Origin of the sequence: Streptococcus dysgalactiae subsp. dysgalactiae, from assembly GCF_900459225.1 — a bacterium.
GTDB lineage: Bacteria > Bacillota > Bacilli > Lactobacillales > Streptococcaceae > Streptococcus > Streptococcus dysgalactiae.
Map to the genome: position 1 here is coordinate 266,842 of NZ_UHFH01000003.1, position 18,294 is coordinate 285,135.

An 18,294-nucleotide genomic window follows, 5' to 3' on the forward strand; every position below is an offset into this window, starting at 1 on the left:
TAAGGAGTAAAATTTGAAAGCGATAGAATTATTTGCTGGTGCAGGAGGTTTAGCACTTGGTATTGAAAAAGCAGGATTTGATACAATTGGATTGATAGAGTTTGACAGTGCTGCGGCTGCAACGTTAAAATACAACCGTCCAAGTTGGAATGTTATACATGATGATATAGCAAATATTTCAAAACTAGATTTGGAAGAGTATTTTTCAATAAAAAAAGGTGAGTTAGATTTACTAAGTGGTGGAGCTCCTTGTCAATCTTTTTCTTATGCAGGAAAAAGATTAGGCTTAGAGGATACGCGAGGGACATTATTCTATCACTACGCTGTTTTTTTGGAAAAATTACAACCTAAAATGTTTCTTTTTGAAAATGTCAAAGGCTTGACTAGTCATGACAAGGGAAAAACTTACGAAACAATTTTGAATGTTTTTGAATCGGAAGGTTATACTGTGCAGTCAAAAGTTTTGAATGCTTGGGATTATGGTGTTGCTCAAAAGCGAGAACGAATGATTATGGTTGGAATCCGTAATGATTTAGCAAGTAAAACTTCTTTTGAATATCCAGAGGCACATAAATATAAACCTGTATTACGAGATATTTTGATGGATTGTCCACCAGGTCAAGGAATGCAATATTCAGAGCAAAAGAGAAAAATATTTGAATTAGTGCCTCCAGGAGGATATTGGAGAGATATTCCAGAGGATATTGCAAAAGAATATATGAAATCGACTTGGGATATGGGAGGAGGTCGTACGGGAATTTTACGACGAATGAGTCTTGATGAACCGTCATTGACTGTCTTGACATCTCCAACTCAAAAACAGACGGAACGTTGCCATCCTTTGGAAGCACGTCCGTTTACTGTTCGTGAGAATGCTCGAATTCAAAGTTTTCCAGATTCTTGGGGATTTCAAGGTAGTATAGGAAATCAATACAAGCAAGTCGGAAATGCTGTTCCTGTAAATCTAGCTTATGAAGTAGGAGTGAAAATAAAAGAAAGTTTGGAGGCGTTATAAATGTGGAATTTATCATTTATTAGTGAAGAAGATTTTTATAATCATGTTCAATTGACCATTGATAAATACGGGGAGAAATTACAATCTTTTGATTTGAAACGGTTTAATAAGAATATTGTTGATCCAATAAAATTGATTTTTGATAAATCTGTTTACAGAAGCTCTTGGGAGCAGATTATTAGTAATGAGATTTTTAGACAACGTGATAAATCAAATAATAACGACATTGGTTATTTTCATCAAACAATTTTCAAGTATATTGAACATTGTCGTGTTCCAAACAATGGTGAAGAAGGTGGTTGGGATGTCATTTTTGAAAATCCAAATGGTATAACAATGCCAGATGGTTCTCGAGTCAGTCGTGTATATGTTGAAATGAAAAATAAGCATAATACAATGAATTCAGCTTCTTCTGGTAAAACTTTTATTAAAATGCAAAACCAATTATTACAAGATGACGATTGTGCGTGCTTTTTAGTTGAGGCAATTGCGAAAAATTCTCAAAATATCAAATGGGAGCCCAAAGTTGATGGTCAAAAAATGGGTCATAAATATATAAGACGTGTTAGTTTAGACCAATTTTATTCACTTGTGACGGGACAGAAAGATGCCTTCTATAATATGTGCATGGTTTTGCCAGAAGTTATCAATAAGGCTGTATCAGAACTAGATTCTTCAACTATTCCAAATGATACAGTATTTGATGAAATTAGAGACATTGCTGCTCAGCAAAACTATGATTCCGAAGATTTATCCATTGCAATGGCTTTCTATTTACTGGGTTTTTCTAGTTATTTAGGCTTTGAATGATATAATCTGAATGAATATTTATATTATAGTAATATAAATAATGATAGTGAGGAATAAATAGAGTTGATTTCTGTAAATAACAATGCAAAACTATTGAATGGTATAGTGAGTATTGAAAGAGATTATATTAGTTACTTTGGGAAAGAGTTTGCTATTGATTATGAACATCTTTATAAAGAGAGTTTTGATGACAGGCTGAGTCAGTTATGTTCTAGTTTACACCATCAGTTAGTGGAGGCATTAAGAATATTAAATGATAGTATAAATGGAGGGAAACATTTCTGGGCTGACCCAAGTAGAGATTTGATAAAAGCTATTTCGTTATCCAACAGATTTGTTAATAATCTTAAAAATTCTGGGGAGAATATCGTTATAGTCGAATACTATGATAAAGTACTGAAAAAATGCAATGACTTTCTATCATCATCTGGTGGAAGTTCAGTACCGGACAATATGATGGAAGTTGAAATATATTATGAGCTCCCTATTTTTGAAACATCTGCTGTAGTTCAATTACCTAATAATTCCTTACAAAAGTTTCAATTGAAACCAGTTGGTAATGGGTCTTATGCATCTGTTTTTAGTTATTTTGATGAAAACTATAATAAATTTTTTGCATTAAAACGAGCTAGTAAAACTATTGCGCCTAAAGACTTAGAAAGATTCTATTTAGAATTTGATACGATGAAAAAGTTAAATTCGCCGTATATACTAGAAGTCTATTCTATTGATAAAAAGAAAAATGAGTATGTAATGGAATATGCCGATGCTACTCTTTTAAAATACATTACCACTCACAATCAAAAACTGACTTTTGAAGAGATTTTGAAGTTTGGTTATTTTTAGTTGTCTTTAAATCGCCTTAACTACTGATATGACAACGTTTCTAGGGATTTCCTATAACTTTAATTATCCTTAGATATTCCTTCAAAGTCCACAAAAAAGTCCACAAATTTTGACACTAAAAAAAGCTATCAACTTAGCGTTTGATAGCCTAAAACAGTAGTAAAAGGTGAACAAATTGTTAATGAGTTCAGCAGGCAAGAACTAGCACCCGATGAAGGTGCTTTTTAGTTTGCTGTAAATCTATTGTAACATGTTATTATGCGCTTTTATTTTTTCTTAAACAGTCTGATATAGTCTTGTTTGCTATGGATAATGTCAGATACAAAAACGACTTTTCTGTCTTCTAAAATGTGATAAAAAGCTAGGTAGTCCCCTAAAACAATGCAACGGGTATTATGTGGCGGGTAAATAGTTTCTCCTACTCTGTCATCTGCGTTAAATCCTGCTTCTGGGAAAAATTCAAGACGTTCTAGCCCGTAAAGAATATTGTTGACGGTGTTAGCCCCTGCCTGCTCCGAAAAGTAAGTAGTTTCAACATAGCTTTTTATCTCCTGTAATTGTTCTTGTACGGTTTCGGGGATAATAAGGCTATGGGTTTTATTATCAGATACCAAGGTTAGCCCTCACTTCACTAGCGTTGTATACCCGCCCATGCTCTAAATCGTCAAAACTTTTAGCAATTTCAGCACGTAAACCTGCAAGTAGTTCAGTTCGTTCTCTATCGGTGTCAGTCTCAAAAGGTAAGGCTTTATTTTGTACAATGTTTTCTAAAAACAAATTAAAGCTAGCTGTCATGTCAAGGTTTTGGGCTGCGATAATAGCTTTAGCTTTCTCTAATAATTCGCTATTGGTTTTAAAATTGACTTGTGTATTTTTTTCTAAAACGTGCATAGTAGCACCTCCTTCATGATATTATATCACTTTTAACTATACTTGTATAGTTGCATATATCCAAAGGCCTATGCTGTTGTTATTAACACACCATTTCTATAACTCTGGGCGAATTCAAGCAAGGCTCTTTTCTTAATCTCGTAGTACCAGCTTTGACTTCTGTTAAGTTCTGCTATGATGTCTTGCTGAGGTTTTTTCTCACTGATTAAGTAACACTCAATCAGTATTTGTCTGTATTCTATTTTAGACAGTTGGTTAATGGCAAACTTGATAGCGTCTAGTTCCTCTAGAGCGCATTCTCGGCTTATTTCAAGGTGTTTTCTGCGCGTGGGATGATATTCTATATCAAACTGGTAACGCTCGTTATAGCTTAAACCAAGGCTATTGGCTATACGTTGCCATCTATGAAACTCTTTTAGTTTACGAATAGCGTTCTTCTTGCTCATCTAATACCTCTAAAGCTTCTCTATGTAATTTAAAAACGGTATTCCTTGAATAACCTAGTTTATCAGGTATCTCATCCCATGATATACCATCCACGTATCTAGCCTTAACAACCGCTATCTGTCTCTCATCTTGCAATGCGGCAATCATGGCTAGTCTCTTATCACGTTCATTAGCTAAATATAAGAGTTGTTTAGCTGTACCTTTTTCAATGCCATTTAGTAACTCAGGATTACGAAAAGCATTCATCAGCTTGATGTCCTTGTCTCGTTGTTCCTCAAATAAGGTTATTAAAGCGAAAAGTGGTTTCAATTCTTTAAGTTGTTCTTTAGCACCCATGAAAGCCTCCAGTGTGGTATAATTGTGTTAACAGATATAATCAAGGAGGCGTTCGCATGGACGTCTTTTTGTTTTGTTCGTTTTGTAAACTAGATATTTTTTGTAGTACTTCGCTTTTCGCTTCTAAAATCGTTTCTAAGCGCTTTTCAGAGAAATCATCAACTTAGCAGACAGAAGCGCTAAAACCATGCTTTATTTTAGTCTGAGAGTGTCATTCTGTGTGGTAGGTTTCCTAGCTGAAACTAGAGGTTAAACCCTTTCCTATCAAGTTTTTTTATCTTCGTCAAAAATTTCAAAAAGGGAATTTTTTGCACAGAAAAGGGCGCGTTCTGAAGTTCCCGAACAATATAGCCCCGTCCAAAAACAAGCGGGGGGTATTTCCCGAATGTTATAGCCAGTACCTGTCCCCCTTATCCATATAGTAATGGAATCTCTTCCAATGATACAAGTATTTAGCTATTCTCATGTACTTTGGACGCTTAGGAAAGTCATCATGACTATGATAACCATGTTTGTGTTTAGCTTTTGGATCTACTTTCAAACACTCTTTAAAGGCTAAGCGCTAGTAATAGCAACAGTCTGTCTTGCTTCGATTGAGTGTTGCTTGATGAACCTTTTGACATGAACCGCAGGCAAAGGTGTGTGAAGCTTTAAATAACTTCCGACAACGTCGCTCGCAGTCAGGACATAAGAAGAAGTAACGCTTACCACCATAAGTTCCTGGTATCGTTTCAAGTAATAAGTCTTGATTATGATAATGAATGACCAGATTATTTAGGTCTATGCGGATAGGTTGGTTATCCATTGTTCCGACGATTGTTGTCTTACCGTTTGTTTTCATTGGTTTAATGATACTCTCAATAGCTAGTTCTAACATCCTTTCTCCTTAACACTCAAATAACCCAAAACTATTGATAAAACGACAAAAAGAGGGAAAACCCTCTGATTGTTTATTTAACGACTAACTGACCTTCAACAACCATATCATACAAATGGTTAAAGGCTTGACTGATAGTTTCAAGGATAGCTCCTAAATCGTCTTGGTTCATCTCCTGATAATTCATAGAGAGATGTTCAGCCAGTTGGTCGTGGTATGAGATGAAAGCCATGAGTGTGTCTTGTTCATTAGCTTTCTCTTGGGTACTTTTAGATAAAGAAACCACGCGCTGATGATCAGGTTCTTCGACTTCCTTGATTAATTCGTTTTCTTGAGCCAGGTCGTCAAGTTCTTCATCCGTCATATCTTCAGATTGGTTGTAATAGTCCTTGAAACTGTCACAGATACGCTTGAAGACCTTGCTTAACTTTCTGTCCTCGGCATATTCTAATACTAACTGATTAGCATGACCCCCTTGGTCATCATTGTGATAAGTGGCATCAATCACTGGTTGCTCATAAGTACCAGTCATATACCCTAGAATGGCATGGCAAGCTACCTGAGCGGTGTCAAAGTCTTTAAAAGTGTAGTGGAAAGTGAATGTTTTTGGTGTGTCTGAAAATGTTCTCATATTATTTCTCTTTTCTAGGTTTTCTAACCATTCTGCACGACATTCTAGCAAACCTTTATATCTGCCAGTTAGTCGGGTAGTGAATATGTCTATATTAGTTTGTTTCATTATGGGAACCACTCACAATGATAGTTAATTTTAAAAAGGTAGAATGTTATCATCATCGGTTAAATTCTCTCTTTCTTTTTCGTGGTTTTCCCAATCCTCTAATTTTTTAATACCTAGTTTTTCCCAACTGTTTAAAATAGCAACAATATATCCTAAATCATTAGCATTGTTTGACTCTGCTTGTTGGTAGGCAATATGTATGAGTTCTCTATCGGTAGCAGTTAGTCTTTTCTTAATAGTATTTATTTCATAGGGGTCTGGTTGTCTCTTAAAATAATATTGAGTAAGTCCTTTGATAAAAGTTTCAGCATCAGAGTTAATCAGAAAGTCATCGCTTAAGTAATCAGAATAATTTTCAGATTTTTCTAGTTTTTGAGAAATGTCAAAATTGTCAATATATATTTCTTTCTTTTGTTTTGACTCTATCTCTATCTCTTTTTCTTTCTTTGACTCTATCTCTTTTTCTTTTTTTGACTCTATCTCTATCTCTATCTCTGTTGGACATCGGTTGGACATTTTCCAATTTAGTTGGACTTTGTCCAATTTTACGGGTGCCTCTTTTGTAACTTGCCCAATTAGTTTCCTGCTCTACCATTGCTTCAGCCTGTGCCATATAAGCGTTATTATCGTTATCAAATTGAATTAGACCGCATTTAGTAAAATATGCTAGTGTTTGATTGATATCATCTTCAGATACGTCTAATTTTAAGGCTAGTTCTTCAGCAAGGTTTTCAAAATATCCCTCATAATAGAGAACGCAATCATCAGCCAAGCTTTCTAACATTAATCTGATGTAAATAACTGTCATGGCATAACCGCCTTGGATTGACTTTAGGCGTTTAATAAAGATGTTGTCAAAGAATTTTTTATCAACTTTTAGCCAAAAGTAGATTTTAGTTTTTTTAGTTTTGTTTTTTTCTGTCACTATTTTACCCCCAAAAAGATAAGAATATCACTGACTTTATAGTAATGCTTCCTCGTATCTTCTAGTGGTGGTTGGTATCGTCTTAGACCAGCTTTTTCCCACCGATTTAGAGTTTTGCCTTTGATATTTAATTCCTCTTTGACCTGTTCAGCCGTGATCAACCCTAAAACTCTTGGTTTAGGTTTCTGGTAGTCTTCCAAAAAGCGATTAAACGCGGCCAGGTTTTGTTCTAAGAGTTTGGCTTCATAATCTTGACTAAATAAGCCCATGTCTAACCTCCTTTGAGTAATTCCTTATAATTGGTTAAATCGGCATTCAATAAGACACTTAGGCGTTCTTGTTCCTTTTGTACTTGGTTGTAAAAGGCTTTAGCACCATCTAGTAATTCTTCTTTGTTAGCTGGAATAAAGTAACCACGATTGAATCCGTGCCTAATGCCGATAATAGGGACGTTATAGCGCGTGATTAAGCTACTGATGATACTTTGGACGGAACGCTCTTCAAGTTTCAGTATTAAGCTAATCTCTGCCCCTGTAATGGGGTTGTCTGCCCCAACCTTAATCAGTTTAAGGACACGTCTATAATTCTCTGGTAGTGTCATTCAGTTCCTCCCTAATTGTAATAATGGTTCTGTGATTGAATATAAGCCCCATAGTTTGCGTTCTGACGTGGCTTAGGTACTTGGGTATCTTCTGGTAAGTCAATGTCTATTAATGGCTTAGAAAGGCTAAGAAGAAGCCCTAAGAGACCTAGAACAAACAGCAGAACAAGCGACTGTGTCGGTGTGAGGTTAAGTTCATTTATCATTTCTAAACCCCTCTAATTCTTTCTCATTGTCAGCATTTAGCAACATGCAAGCTATTTCATCAATCCTGCGGGACAACTTTTCATTAATCCTGTAAGTAGTTTCAAGGTATTTTGAGATAATAAACATAAAGCTTTCAGGGTCTTTGCGTTTAATAACTTCTAAACTCTCGATAGTAATATTTGCTGAGTCAATTCCATCGGTAAGCTCGTTAAGCTCTGCGCCAAATGATAGTAGTTCCTTAACGGTTAGTTTTACTTCGTTCTTTTCTTGTTTCATTGTTTTTCTCTCTTCTTTTTTGTTGTGGTTTCTACTATACTAGATTCATACCAGTTTTAAGGGGTAGCTCCCTACTTATGGTCAAAATAGCTTTAATATGCTATAATTTAAGACATAAAACCCCTTTAATAATAGTTTGCCTGCTTTATTAATTGAGTTTATTTATACTAGTTAAAGGCTCTGCTGATTGGTCTCGGTAAGCCTTTTTTGTTGTTTTTACGCACCTTGTGGTGCGTTCTTTTTATTTACCATGTTCTTAATGTCATGATAGTCAAAGCCAAGCTGGATCATGGCAATAACCATATCTTCTAGGGCTTGGTATTCTTTTAACTCGCCACTATAAAGACTGTTTAGGGCTATTTCCTCGCCTCTCAATGCACGCAACTGCTTAGCATTAAATCCTGTTACCGCCTTTAGTAATAGGTTTGTAACGGTGCTGTGCGCGTGTTTTGGTGCGCTTTGCCATTCACTGATAGCCTTAACCAACTTTTTGCGTTTTGGCTTTTCTATTGCCCTCTGATAGCGAAACTCTGCCACTTCGTTACGTAGTTCAAAGAATGCCTTGACTAGGTTCTTTTTGAACTCTCTGACCGGTTCGGTATTTCCTAGATAGGTAACTAATAAAGTCGCCTGTTGTTCGTTTAAGTGATAAATTCTTCTAGGTCGTCCGCCTAGTGAACCTTTTTCAGGTTTATGGATTTCAAATGACAAAACCCCAAACGCTTCTAAATCCTTTTTATGCTTATCAATCAGCTTTCTAACTGAAATAATGTCAATTTCAGCATGTTCAGCTATGATGTCGTGCGTTGTGTAAGGCTCTTTTGCGCCGTCCATGTAAACTAAATTCATGTATAGTCCTCCTAGTCTTCAATTAAGAAATTCATAACGCTAGCAAAGATTTTTTTAGGTGCGTCATAATCGCCCTGCTCAATCTTTTTGAGAGTTCTAGAAGTTACGTTTAAACGGTTAGCCGTTTCGGTTTTAGTTAGATTTAACCGCCCACGTTTTACTCTGACTTTTTCAGCGTGTTCAATAGTAATAAGCATTATTTCTCCCTTCTGTATTGCAAAAAAGTTGCAACATATCGCTTCATGGGTGTATTATATGGCAAAAAAATTGCAAAGTCAACAGTTAATTGCAAAAAAATTGCATTCATAATTTGCTGTTACGGTTTAACCGTGTTACAATATAAGACGAAAGGTGCTTATCATGAATAGAATTAAAGAATTACGAGAAAGAAAAAATCTTACTCAACAAGAGTTAGCAGATAATTTAGGTATTTCAAAAAGAACCTTGGGGTATTGGGAAAAAGGCGAAGTGCAAATAAAGCCTGATAAAGCTGAAAAAATGGCAAATTACTTTGGTGTACCATTGGGGTATTTATTAGGTTATAGTAACTATGAAGATAATGATAAGTTGTTTGATGATTTATATTTTGCTGAGGAATTAAAAAATAGGAAAAAGGAAAAAGAAGTCACAAAAGAACAAGATCATTTTTTTCAAAAATATATTGATCAATATCCAGATTTAAATTTTACTTTTCAAAAAAGGTTAACTAACGCAATGTATAAAGAGTATATAAAGGCTCACAATGAGTTAACAAGTATGCTGTGTGCGTTGGTTATGTCGGAAGGTTTAACTGAAAATAGTCAAAAAGAAATTGACTCCATAAAGAAAATAACAGAGTTTCACTATAAGAAATTACATGATAAAAATCTTATGATTTCCGAAATTATTTCTCAGATACTAGTTGAAAGAGATAATTACAAAAAGTAAACAATTATATATTGTTCAAATCATAACCCACGCGCCAAATTCCACGATTTTCCACTAATTTTGCTCACTATACCTTTAAGGACTCGCATTTCTTGCATTTTGCCCTTTAAGGAGGCCGAATACTATACGCCAAAAAGGCCAACATACCTTAGCATTATGCGCGTGGAACAAATTTAGCTACCTTACAGTTACCGCTCATTTTATGACCTGTTAAATTTCCATGTATAAATGCCAACTTTACCATCTCTGTACACACGCAAATACCTTGATACGCCTTTGATTTTCTTTAATTACAAGACCCTCAAAACTTGGCAAAAATTGAGGTATAATCGGAACTTTTCGGAACTTTTTGTTGGCGGTAATTAAAAAAATATAATAAGGAGTTTTATTATGAATACTTTTGAAAATATTATTACTGAATTAAAGAAATTGAATATCCCTTATGAACTAGTCGAACATGAACCAGCTTTGACCACAGAACAAGCTGACAGTTTTATTGAAGGTATTGAGGGAGTAAGAACAAAAACAATGTTCTTGACCAACAAGAAGAAGACGCAATATTATTTACTAATAATGGATGATCAAAAATTGTTGGACATGGAACGTTTTAAAGAATTGGTTGGCGCTAATCGTATTCGAATGGCTTCTGCGGACAGTCTATATCAGAAAATGCTTTTACCTCCTGGCGTGGTTTCGCCCTTTGGGTTAATCAATAATCAAGATAAAGATATTCTTGTTTATTTTGACCAAGAAATCGTCACAGAAGAAAGAATGAGTTTTCACCCTAATACTAACGATAGGACTATCTTTATCAATACCAAAGACCTGTTTTCTTTCTTAAAACACCTCGGATATGAGGTTAATATCATTGAGTTATAGATGGTATAACGTTGTTACTTTTTATCAACGAGAGTGTTACAGGTAAAATCTATTAGACTATTTATTGAGTGGTTGCATAAAGTATTATGAATTCTTGTATAAAATTATTTTTATTCATTTCGGTAATCCTAAGGAACGCCAAGAGCGCTAAAGACTGTACTTTCTAACTATACCCTTTTGACTTCTTTGACCTAATTTTAGACATGCAAAATTTGCTCTGAAATACTCTATATCTTACAAAATCAAATAAAAAAGACCCTGCAAGTTTTCCACGCTCGCAAGGTCTTAAAAGCCTAATATTATACCATGATTTTCTTTTATAATATTTCGGATATTTACCCGATACCATTATTATACCATGATACGAACTAATCTAAAACCCTTTTAATAATAGCTTGCCTGCTGATGGAAAGGTTTATGATCATGAAAATAACAGAACATAAAAAGAAAAATGGTACAATCGTTTACCGTGCCAGTATCTATCTGGGAATTGACCAAATAACAGGTAAGAGGGTAAAAACAAGCATCACAGGAAGAACACAAACAGAGGTCAAGCAAAAAGCCAAACACACGCAGCTTGATTTCCTGTCTAATGGGTCTACAATACATAAAGAAGCACAGATTAGCAACTATCAGGAGTTGGCAGAACTATGGCTAAAGAGTTATCAACTCACCGTTAAGCCACAGACATTTGTAGCGACTAAGAGAATGCTTCACAATCATCTAATACCTATCTTTGGGTCTCTGAAGGTTGAAAAATTAACTGTCAGCTATATCCAACGCTTTATAAATGACTTATCTAACCAATTAATGCATTATGGTGTAGTACATTCAATAAATAGGCGTGTTCTACAATATGGTGTTTCACTTCAACTTATCCCATTTAATCCCGCTAGAGATGTTATTTTACCCAAAGTACCCAAGCGTGAGAACAAGGTAATTAAGTTTATAGCTTCAGAAGACTTAAAGGAATTGCTTTCTTACATGGAAAGGCTAGCTAACAAAAAATATATCTATTATTTTGATTATGTTTTGTATAGTGTACTACTAGCTACTGGTTGTCGTTTCGGTGAAGCAGTAGCTCTTGAGTGGTCAGATATTGATTTAGAAGAGGGGACTATCGATATCAATAAAAACTATAGTAGGTTATTAAAAATATTAGATACGCCGAAAAGTAAAGCAGGGTTTCGGGTAATAAGTATAGACAAGAAAACAGTTAACATGCTAAAGCTTTACAAGAATAGACAGCGACAACTATTTTTAGAAGTCAGTGATTGTGCTCCCAAGGTGGTGTTTGCTACTCCAAACAAAGAATATCAAAACATGGGGACAAGACAAGATAGTTTAGACAGACGGTGTGCTGAAATTGCTATCCCTCGCTTTACGTTTCATGCTTTCCGCCATACTCACGCTAGTTTATTGCTAAATGCTGGTATCAGTTATAAAGAATTACAATATAGATTAGGTCATGCTACTTTGGCTATGACAATGGATATATATAGTCACTTATCAAAGGACAAAGAAAAAGAAGCTGTTTCATTTTATGAAAAAGCTATGAATAACTTGTGAGTCCACAAAAAAGTCCACAAATTTATCTTCAGGAATATATAGGCTGACTGAAAAGCCTATCAAATCAATATTTATAGACAACAAAGGAGAAAACCATGACATTTGAAGAGAGAAAGTCATTGTGTAATCAAATTATTAAAGGGTTTGAGTACTTAGCTGAAAAAAATATATTACATAGAGATATTTCTCCAAATAATATTTTAATAAAACAATATGAGGATGCCAAAATTATTAAGATTGCCGATTTAGGTAATGTAAAGCTAAGCGATAGCATATTAACATCTCTTGATACAGAAATACGGGGAGCATTTAATGATTATTCGGGACTTCAGCGAGTAGGATATAGTAATTATAATTTTTATTTTGAAGGTTTTGCCTTATCCAAGTTATTGTATTTTGTTTTGACAGGGAGATATAAAGATTTTACTAAATTTGAATTTAGTAATTTAGAGAAATTTATCAATAAGGGAACAAATCTCAATATTAATCAAAGGTTTAGCAATATTCATGAGCTGAAGATAGCATTTTCTTTGATTAAACCAAAATAAAACCACCTCAAATGTGAGGTAGTTGACTAGTCTATTTTATGGTGTTAATTGGTGTCAATTTTATCCAATTTCTTGGATTCTAGTCCATTTTCATGGAAGTTTCATTTTTGGAAACGTTGATATAAAGGGATTTAGAAGTATTGAGTAGTTATAGTTTTCAATAGAGAAATTCTCAAAACGTTAATCAGTACGATTATATCAACGTTTCAAGACATTCAAGATTTTATCTTGGGTGTCTTTTTTGCTTAAAATCCAAAAATTTCCCTAAAAATTTCCTTTATTGCTTGTTGAAGCTCCTGTTTTTGCTGTGTTTTCTATGCAGAAAGAAGAGTTACAAGGTAATTAGGGATTGGAAAAATTGTTTTCTTAAGCTTTTTTTGGACTTCACATTCTTGTACTTATCCAGTACATGCCTTAAGTCAATTTGAGTTTTTACCAAATCAATGTTTTTCCAGTGCAGAGTATAGACTCCGGTTTTCTATCGCTCAGAATAAAGAAAGTAAGAAATCGGATATATCTTTCGAAGAAATTTTATAAAAAACATTAAACCTAATGATAAATTGGAGAGGAATTTATAAAATGTATTAATTGTGATAAAATAAGGTGTTGCAATCAGAGTAGAAATGATATAAATAGAGGCATGGAAGAGTATGATAGACATAAAAATTAAGAGACGGTCATCCCAGGAATTACAAATTGAAAATGATTTAATCAGACAACTGACTACTGGTCAAAGCCAGTGGGTTTATCGTGCTGATTTAAACTCCGAAGACAAACTTTGGGATAATTTTTTTGAAAAACTAGCTCAAAATAATACAAAACTGTTATCAGAATATCCATTGACAAAATCTGAAAAATTCCAGATCAAAAACCAACTTAACTTTGTGAATTTTTATGAAGCGGCTAAGTGGATTGCTGGAGAAAATGGTATTGCCAAAGTGCAAGTACAACGTGAAGATGTCAGCCTTGGAACCATCAGACTTGAGGTGCTTTGGCGCTCTAATGTTGCAGGTGGTAAATCATCTTATGAGGTTGTCCATCAGGTTATGACTGGTAGCGATTCACTTCGTCAACGTAGAGGTGATGTTACCTTGTTGATCAATGGCTTACCCATGATTCAGGTGGAACTTAAATCCCCTTCTCATCCCTATATGGATGCTTTTCGACAAATTAAAAAATATGAACAAGAAGGTCAGTTTCGTGGGATTTACTCAAGTTTGCAGATGTTTGTTGTGTCAAATGTCACAGAGACACGCTATATTGCTGCAGCAAAAGAATCTAAACTAAATGAGCGCTTCCTAACCAAGTGGGTCGATGTCCATAATCAACCTCAACCTGATCTTTTTGACTTTGCCCGAGAAGTTCTATCCATTCCTCGAGCTCACGAAATGGTCATGCAGTATTCCGTTATCGATGATGACAACAAAGCTTTGATTTTACTTCGCCCATATCAGGTACATGCCATTGAGGCTATTCGTGAGGCAAGCATGCGCAGACAATCAGGCTATATCTGGCACACAACTGGTTCAGGGAAAACCTTGACATCGTATAAGGTCTCCAGAAATCTCCTCATGATTCCATCTATTGAAAAGACTATATTCGTCATCGATAGAAGAGACCTGGATCAGCAAACCAGCTCTGCTTTTTTATCATACGCGCAAAATGACATGATTGATATTGATGAAACGGATGATACTAGAGAATTGGTCAAAAATCTGTCATCGGAAGACCGACGTGTTGTCGTAACAACAATTCAAAAACTTAATGCCATGATTCGCCAATTTGATGAAGGCCGTCATGCAAAAGTTTACAAACGTATCAAAGAGTTAAACCTAGCCTTTGTAGTTGATGAATGCCACAGGGCAGTAACACCTGAGCGTCAACGCTATCTATCAAACTTCTTTACAAACTCTCTCTGGTATGGCTTTACTGGGACACCAATTTTCTCAGAAAATAAAAGGGAGCAAAAAGGTGATTTGGCACAAACCACCAAAGAACAGTATGGGGATTGCCTCCACCAATACACGGTAAAAGAAGCTATTCATGACAAGGCGGTTCTCGGATTTCAAGTGGAATACCAAACTACCATGCCCTTCACAGCCAAAGAGGAGATTGACGAGTCGGCTTATGAAGATGAAAGACACATGTTAACAGTGCTAGATAGTATCTTGAACAAGTCAAGACGCAAACTTGGTTTTCAAAATGGGGTCGGAAAAACTTATGTTGGACTCCTAACGGTCAAAAGTATTGCTCAAGCGCAGGCCTATTACCGCTTAATCAAGGCCGTTAAAGCTGGAGAGAAATCCTTGACCATTTCAGAAGGTGTCAAAAAAGTATTACCAGATTTTCCAAAGGTTGCAATTACTTATTCAGTAACAGAAAATGATGAAGGTTCTCAAGTCAATCAAGCAGAGATGACAGCCAGTCTTGATGATTACAATAACATGTTTGGCACGCATTTTAATTTAGCGACCATTCAAGCCTATAACACGGATCTCAATGACCGCCTAGCTCGCAAAAAAGAACGTTTTTCTTTCCGTGAAGAACAACTAGACTTGGTCATCGTGGTAGACAGGCTTTTGACCGGATTTGATGCGCCATGCCTATCGACCATCTTCATCGATCGTCAGCCTATGAAGCCTCAACACTTAATTCAAACCTTTTCACGAACCAATCGTCTTTTTGATGAGGGTAAAAAGTATGGTCAGATTGTGACCTACCAAACGCCAGAACGGTTTAAAGAAAAAGTTGATGAAGCGCTCAGCCTTTATTCCAATGGTGGTGAAAACGAAGTCCTAGCCCCTGGTTGGCAAGAATCAAAAACAAATTTTAGTCAAAAATTGACCACTTTCAAAGAACTTGCACCCACACCTGAATTGGTTCCAGACTTAGATGCCTCCACAGATGCGGAATTAAAACGCTTTGCCAAGGCTTTCCAAGAGTTTGACAAAAGCTTCGCTGCCCTGCAAGTTTATAATGAATATGATGAAGAAGAACTGTTTGCAGAGACGGGCTTAACAGCAGAGCAAATCGAATCCTATGCCGGTGCTTATCACAATATCATCGATGAATTGCGCCGACGTCGTGGTGAAGATGACGGTGAGGCGGAGCTAATTGATATCGAGTATGAGTTGGAATCCATTCATAAGGACGATATCAATTATCACTACATCTTGTCTCTCATGCAGCAATTGATTGATCAAGACAGGGCCATTCCTGCGCGTGAAAAGGAATTAGTAGACAACTACATCGAAGACTTGGACAAGTCCAATCCGAAATTATCGCAAATTGTTTCTAAACTCTGGCAAGAAGCACAAAACAACAAAGCAGACTTTGAAGGCAAATCTGTTTCTTATCAACTTGAAGAAATGATAGCCAAAACCATCTCTGACAAGGTCAGAGAAGTGGCAAAAAACTGGTATGTGGAAGAAGAAGCACTGCAATTTGTCGCAGACCACTACCGCCCAGGACGAGACAAACAAATCGGTGAAAAAGCCGTCGCTGACAGCCAAGATTATGCTGCCTACAAAGCCCAACATGGGGACAAAGCTCTCAATAAACTCAAATACAAAAAAGCCCTCAAAGAGGACTATATGACCATGATTGAAGAAGAAATCTTGCCGCTGAGGGCGAGGTAGGAAGAGTATATAACTCAAAATCAACTTGAGGGAGTATAAGTGTATGATGGAAAATTATTATCATTATTGTGAATATATTATGCACTCAGGAAATGAGGAAGTTGCTTATCTGACACTAGATCTAGACAAAAAGGAAATGACCTACCAAGAATGTGGAAGCACTGGAATGATGGTTTGTGATTTTACTTTCCAGCTAGATTCTCAGAATATGTTCAATTTCACAGAACTTTTAAATCGGGAAAATTTTAAAGGTTTACCAGATGATCGCTTTTTTCTAAATGATCCAGAAATTCTTGGAGAAGCTCGATTTGAATGGACATTTAAGGCTAGCCTATCAAAAGAAATCTTTGACGATGAGTTTCCTAAGTTGTCTCCGCTGTCCCTGCCTCTTTCGGATTACTTTAAAGAGTCTGAGAAGAAGAAGGAAAAGAAACTTCAAAATGAGCGTAAGGGAATCATAGCTGAGGTAGGAGAAAAGGGTGGAGTATCTTATGACTTTCGACTGCTACACAAGGATTGGCAGAACTGGCCAGTAGAAAAACTGTATCGCTTCATCTCTCGAAACTACTTTCAAGAAGAAATTTATGAGAGAGCAGCCATAAAATTTGGTATTGAGGATGGTGCAAGACTGAAAAACAATGATTCGTGTTGAAATCCTGATAGAAATCCATTAGGGATCTTTAAAAATAAGTTCTGAAAATGCTGTTATAAAAAATAAGATCAAATGGAAAGTAGTTTATGGCAATAGAAGGAATAAAAAATGACAAAAGAAAAAATACCTGATTTTCGTTTCTCCGGCTATACAGACGCTTGGGAAGAGCGGAAGTTGGGGGAAGTGGCTGAAGTAACAATGGGTCAGTCCCCGAGTTCTACAAATTATACAGCTAATCCTTCAGATTATATTCTAGTCCAAGGAAATGCAGATTTAAAGAATGGCTATGTTTTTCCGAGAGTTTGGACGACACAGATCACAAAAACAGCAGATGCTGGTGATTTAATCATTTCTGTTAGAGCTCCTGTTGGTGATGTTGCAAAGACTGCATTTGATGTTGTTTTAGGACGAGGAGTAGCGGGTATAAAAGGTAATGAATTTTTATTTCAAACACTAAGTAAACTGAAAAAAGATGGATATTGGAAGAGGCTAAGTACTGGTTCAACATTTGAATCCATAAATTCCGAAGATATTAAATCAACAATAATTCAAATCCCCTCCCTCCCCGAACAAGAATCCATCGGCAACTTTTTCCGTCAACTAGACGACCTTCTTACCCTTCATGAGCGTAAGTTGGATTTGTTGAAAGAGCACAAGAAGACATACTTGAGATTACTCTTTCCTGCAAAAGGTCAAAAAGTGCCTGCCCTTCGTTTTGATAGCTTTGAAGGGGACTGGGAAGAGAAGAAAGTTGGAGAAATCTTTAAAGTAACACGAGGTCAAGTGCTTTCAGCTACAAAAGTTAGTAAAATTAAAGATAATAAGAATCAATATCCCGTCTATTCTTCACAAACACAAAATAACGGTTTGTTGGGTTATTATAGTGAATGTCTATTTAGTGATGCAATTACTTGGACGACTGACGGCGCGAATGCTGGAACTGTCAATTTCAGAAAAGGAAAATTTTATAGTACAAACGTGAATGGAGTACTGCTCTCAGAATCTGGTTATGCTAATAAGATGGTTGCCGAGATTTTAAATTCAGTCGCATGGAAATTTGTATCAAAAGTGGGTAATCCAAAGTTAATGAATAATGTTATGAGTGAGATTACACTTTCCCTCCCCTCCCTCCCCGAACAAGAAGCCATTGGTAACTTTTTCTCAACCTTAGATGAGGAAATCACTCAGGTGGAATCTAAGTTAGCTTCTCTAAATGCTATGAAGGCTACGCTTTTGCGCAAGATCTTTGTTTAAGTTGTAAA

Annotated in this window: 22 protein-coding genes and 2 pseudogenes; 10 read left to right on the forward strand and 14 right to left on the reverse strand. The window is 35.9% G+C overall.

The window, feature by feature from the left end; all coding sequences use genetic code 11:
* Positions 1-13: 13 nt before the first annotated feature.
* From DYD17_RS01505 to DYD17_RS01515, 3 genes are all read left to right on the forward strand, one after another.
* Positions 14-1,015 carry a DNA cytosine methyltransferase gene (locus DYD17_RS01505; protein WP_115252571.1) on the forward strand — a complete coding sequence of 334 codons (1,002 nt, stop codon included), beginning with the start codon at positions 14-16 and terminating at the stop codon, positions 1,013-1,015.
* On the forward strand, positions 1,016-1,825 hold the full coding sequence (locus tag DYD17_RS01510; RefSeq protein ID WP_115252572.1) for an Eco47II family restriction endonuclease: 810 nt from the start codon (positions 1,016-1,018) through the stop codon (positions 1,823-1,825). It abuts the gene before it with no gap.
* Between the two features lie 63 nt (positions 1,826-1,888).
* Complete coding sequence (locus DYD17_RS01515) at positions 1,889-2,671, forward strand: protein kinase domain-containing protein (protein WP_255312501.1); 783 nt, start codon at positions 1,889-1,891, stop codon at positions 2,669-2,671.
* A 266-nt stretch (positions 2,672-2,937) separates the two neighbouring features.
* Here DYD17_RS01515 and DYD17_RS01520 read toward each other — a convergent pair whose 3' ends face one another.
* The 14 genes and pseudogenes from DYD17_RS01520 to DYD17_RS01585 form a co-directional block, all read right to left on the reverse strand.
* Positions 2,938-3,285 (reverse strand): type II toxin-antitoxin system RelE/ParE family toxin, encoded by a 348-nt coding sequence (locus DYD17_RS01520; RefSeq protein WP_115252573.1) that lies wholly within the window; start codon positions 3,283-3,285, stop codon positions 2,938-2,940.
* Positions 3,275-3,562 carry a type II toxin-antitoxin system RelB/DinJ family antitoxin gene (locus DYD17_RS01525; RefSeq protein ID WP_003049231.1) on the reverse strand — a complete coding sequence of 96 codons (288 nt, stop codon included), beginning with the start codon at positions 3,560-3,562 and terminating at the stop codon, positions 3,275-3,277. Before DYD17_RS01525 ends, DYD17_RS01520 begins: the two co-directional genes overlap by 11 nt.
* A gap of 68 nt (positions 3,563-3,630) precedes the next feature.
* On the reverse strand, positions 3,631-4,008 hold the full coding sequence (locus DYD17_RS01530) for an ArpU family phage packaging/lysis transcriptional regulator (protein ID WP_003049845.1): 378 nt from the start codon (positions 4,006-4,008) through the stop codon (positions 3,631-3,633).
* Positions 3,983-4,345, reverse strand: coding sequence for a DUF1492 domain-containing protein (locus DYD17_RS01535; protein ID WP_115252574.1), 363 nt, complete (start codon positions 4,343-4,345; stop codon positions 3,983-3,985). Before DYD17_RS01535 ends, DYD17_RS01530 begins: the two co-directional genes overlap by 26 nt.
* A gap of 388 nt (positions 4,346-4,733) precedes the next feature.
* Positions 4,734-5,222 (reverse strand): annotated as a pseudogene (locus DYD17_RS01540) (hypothetical protein).
* A gap of 73 nt (positions 5,223-5,295) precedes the next feature.
* Positions 5,296-5,853 carry a hypothetical protein gene (locus tag DYD17_RS01545; RefSeq protein ID WP_115252575.1) on the reverse strand — a complete coding sequence of 186 codons (558 nt, stop codon included), beginning with the start codon at positions 5,851-5,853 and terminating at the stop codon, positions 5,296-5,298.
* Between the two features lie 138 nt (positions 5,854-5,991).
* Positions 5,992-6,453 (reverse strand): DnaD domain protein, encoded by a 462-nt coding sequence (locus DYD17_RS11060; RefSeq protein WP_243091825.1) that lies wholly within the window; start codon positions 6,451-6,453, stop codon positions 5,992-5,994.
* Positions 6,430-6,886, reverse strand: a pseudogene (locus DYD17_RS01555) (phage replisome organizer N-terminal domain-containing protein); the annotation flags it as partial. The gene DYD17_RS11060 and the pseudogene DYD17_RS01555, both read right to left, overlap by 24 nt.
* Positions 6,886-7,155 (reverse strand): hypothetical protein, encoded by a 270-nt coding sequence (locus DYD17_RS01560; protein ID WP_115252576.1) that lies wholly within the window; start codon positions 7,153-7,155, stop codon positions 6,886-6,888. The pseudogene DYD17_RS01555 and the gene DYD17_RS01560, both read right to left, overlap by 1 nt.
* Before the next feature lie 2 nt (positions 7,156-7,157).
* Positions 7,158-7,487, reverse strand: a complete 330-nt coding sequence (locus DYD17_RS01565) for a hypothetical protein (protein ID WP_115252577.1) — start codon at positions 7,485-7,487, stop codon at positions 7,158-7,160.
* An 11-nt stretch (positions 7,488-7,498) separates the two neighbouring features.
* Positions 7,499-7,693, reverse strand: coding sequence for a hypothetical protein (locus tag DYD17_RS01570; RefSeq protein ID WP_174221687.1), 195 nt, complete (start codon positions 7,691-7,693; stop codon positions 7,499-7,501).
* Positions 7,683-7,970, reverse strand: coding sequence for a hypothetical protein (locus DYD17_RS01575; RefSeq protein ID WP_115252578.1), 288 nt, complete (start codon positions 7,968-7,970; stop codon positions 7,683-7,685). Before DYD17_RS01575 ends, DYD17_RS01570 begins: the two co-directional genes overlap by 11 nt.
* A 216-nt stretch (positions 7,971-8,186) precedes the next feature.
* Positions 8,187-8,819 (reverse strand): Rha family transcriptional regulator, encoded by a 633-nt coding sequence (locus tag DYD17_RS01580; protein ID WP_115252579.1) that lies wholly within the window; start codon positions 8,817-8,819, stop codon positions 8,187-8,189.
* Between the two features lie 11 nt (positions 8,820-8,830).
* A complete protein-coding gene (locus tag DYD17_RS01585; RefSeq protein WP_115252580.1) occupies positions 8,831-9,016 on the reverse strand; it encodes a helix-turn-helix domain-containing protein in 186 nt (61 codons plus the stop codon).
* A 163-nt stretch (positions 9,017-9,179) separates the two neighbouring features.
* On the opposite strand from DYD17_RS01585, the gene DYD17_RS01590 reads away from it, so the two are divergent.
* The 7 genes from DYD17_RS01590 (at position 9,180) to DYD17_RS01625 (ending at position 18,286) form a co-directional block, all read left to right on the forward strand.
* Complete coding sequence (locus DYD17_RS01590) at positions 9,180-9,746, forward strand: helix-turn-helix domain-containing protein (RefSeq protein WP_115252581.1); 567 nt, start codon at positions 9,180-9,182, stop codon at positions 9,744-9,746.
* 390 nt (positions 9,747-10,136) lie between these two features.
* Positions 10,137-10,625: a prolyl-tRNA synthetase associated domain-containing protein gene (locus DYD17_RS01595; protein WP_115252582.1), complete on the forward strand. Its 489-nt coding sequence runs from the start codon at positions 10,137-10,139 to the stop codon at positions 10,623-10,625.
* A 423-nt stretch (positions 10,626-11,048) separates the two neighbouring features.
* Positions 11,049-12,194 carry a tyrosine-type recombinase/integrase gene (locus DYD17_RS01600; protein WP_115253240.1) on the forward strand — a complete coding sequence of 382 codons (1,146 nt, stop codon included), beginning with the start codon at positions 11,049-11,051 and terminating at the stop codon, positions 12,192-12,194.
* Between the two features lie 95 nt (positions 12,195-12,289).
* Complete coding sequence (locus DYD17_RS01605) at positions 12,290-12,742, forward strand: protein kinase domain-containing protein (protein ID WP_236593258.1); 453 nt, start codon at positions 12,290-12,292, stop codon at positions 12,740-12,742.
* Positions 12,743-13,407: 665 nt separating this feature from the next.
* On the forward strand, positions 13,408-16,380 hold the full coding sequence (locus DYD17_RS01615) for a type I restriction endonuclease subunit R (protein ID WP_174221705.1): 2,973 nt from the start codon (positions 13,408-13,410) through the stop codon (positions 16,378-16,380).
* 43 nt (positions 16,381-16,423) lie between these two features.
* Positions 16,424-17,032 (forward strand): hypothetical protein, encoded by a 609-nt coding sequence (locus DYD17_RS01620; protein WP_115252584.1) that lies wholly within the window; start codon positions 16,424-16,426, stop codon positions 17,030-17,032.
* A 108-nt stretch (positions 17,033-17,140) separates the two neighbouring features.
* A complete protein-coding gene (locus DYD17_RS01625; protein ID WP_003049569.1) occupies positions 17,141-18,286 on the forward strand; it encodes a restriction endonuclease subunit S in 1,146 nt (381 codons plus the stop codon).
* Positions 18,287-18,294: the final 8 nt, after the last annotated feature.

Coding starts and splice junctions, on each gene's coding strand:
- DYD17_RS01620 (WP_115252584.1), top strand. CDS start 16,424: ATGATGGAAAATTATTATCATTATTGTGAATATATTATGCACTCAGGA.
- DYD17_RS01525 (WP_003049231.1), bottom strand. CDS start 3,562: ATGCACGTTTTAGAAAAAAATACACAAGTCAATTTTAAAACCAATAGC.
- DYD17_RS01590 (WP_115252581.1), top strand. CDS start 9,180: ATGAATAGAATTAAAGAATTACGAGAAAGAAAAAATCTTACTCAACAA.
- DYD17_RS01545 (WP_115252575.1), bottom strand. CDS start 5,853: ATGAGAACATTTTCAGACACACCAAAAACATTCACTTTCCACTACACT.
- DYD17_RS01530 (WP_003049845.1), bottom strand. CDS start 4,008: ATGAGCAAGAAGAACGCTATTCGTAAACTAAAAGAGTTTCATAGATGG.
- DYD17_RS01575 (WP_115252578.1), bottom strand. CDS start 7,970: ATGAAACAAGAAAAGAACGAAGTAAAACTAACCGTTAAGGAACTACTA.
- DYD17_RS01595 (WP_115252582.1), top strand. CDS start 10,137: ATGAATACTTTTGAAAATATTATTACTGAATTAAAGAAATTGAATATC.
- DYD17_RS01605 (WP_236593258.1), top strand. CDS start 12,290: ATGACATTTGAAGAGAGAAAGTCATTGTGTAATCAAATTATTAAAGGG.
- DYD17_RS01560 (WP_115252576.1), bottom strand. CDS start 7,155: ATGGGCTTATTTAGTCAAGATTATGAAGCCAAACTCTTAGAACAAAAC.
- DYD17_RS01600 (WP_115253240.1), top strand. CDS start 11,049: ATGAAAATAACAGAACATAAAAAGAAAAATGGTACAATCGTTTACCGT.
- DYD17_RS01585 (WP_115252580.1), bottom strand. CDS start 9,016: ATGCTTATTACTATTGAACACGCTGAAAAAGTCAGAGTAAAACGTGGG.
- DYD17_RS01510 (WP_115252572.1), top strand. CDS start 1,016: ATGTGGAATTTATCATTTATTAGTGAAGAAGATTTTTATAATCATGTT.
- DYD17_RS01580 (WP_115252579.1), bottom strand. CDS start 8,819: ATGAATTTAGTTTACATGGACGGCGCAAAAGAGCCTTACACAACGCAC.
- DYD17_RS01565 (WP_115252577.1), bottom strand. CDS start 7,487: ATGACACTACCAGAGAATTATAGACGTGTCCTTAAACTGATTAAGGTT.
- DYD17_RS01570 (WP_174221687.1), bottom strand. CDS start 7,693: ATGATAAATGAACTTAACCTCACACCGACACAGTCGCTTGTTCTGCTG.
- DYD17_RS01535 (WP_115252574.1), bottom strand. CDS start 4,345: ATGGGTGCTAAAGAACAACTTAAAGAATTGAAACCACTTTTCGCTTTA.
- DYD17_RS01625 (WP_003049569.1), top strand. CDS start 17,141: ATGACAAAAGAAAAAATACCTGATTTTCGTTTCTCCGGCTATACAGAC.